Source organism: Pseudomonas sp. JV245A (genome assembly GCF_032424515.1).
Taxonomy (GTDB): Bacteria; Pseudomonadota; Gammaproteobacteria; order Pseudomonadales; family Pseudomonadaceae; genus Aquipseudomonas; species Aquipseudomonas protegens.
This window is the reverse complement of record NZ_VYKE01000509.1, coordinates 1-555: the sequence shown is the minus strand read 5'-3', so window position 1 is coordinate 555 and position 555 is coordinate 1. Positions and strand designations below refer to the sequence as shown.

The window sequence follows — 555 nt, the reverse complement described above, 5'->3', positions numbered from 1 at the left end:
AAGCTGCCGGAGCAGGCCCTGCACGGCCAGTTGCGCGGCGCCGAGCGCTACACCCGTTTCTGTTTCGATGCCCGGCGCGGCCTGGGGCGGATCTTCGCCGACCAGTTGGCCATGTGCGCCGCGCGCTTCGACGAATGCGCCCCGGCGGCGCGGCATATGCTGCTGGAACAGGCCCTGGCGACCCTGCTGCTGACCCTGCGCCAGGACGAACGGGTGCTCAGCAGTGAAAGCTCCAGCCTCGCCGCCCTGCACCTGCAACGCATCGAAAGCTACGTGGAGCAGCACCTGGGCTCGGCGGAGCTCAACCCCAGGCAGATCGCCAGCGCCTGTGGCATTTCCCTGCGCTACCTGCACAAGCTCTTTGCCGACAGCCCCTTCAGCCTGGGCGAATGGATTCGTCAGCAGCGCCTTTGCGCCGTGCACCGCCAACTGCGCGACGCCCACTGCCGCCTGTCGATCGGCGAGCTGGCCGCGCGCTGGGGGTTTGCCGACCAGGCCCAGTTCGCCCGGCACTTTCGCCAGCGGTTCGGCTGCACCGCCAGCGAAGTGCGCGCC

The 555-nt window shown here is 69.4% G+C and carries 1 protein-coding gene; it reads left to right on the top strand.

What is annotated here, in order from left to right:
• On the top strand, positions 1–555 hold a 555-nt coding region (locus F6S12_RS32750; protein WP_315869991.1), incomplete at both ends, for a helix-turn-helix transcriptional regulator.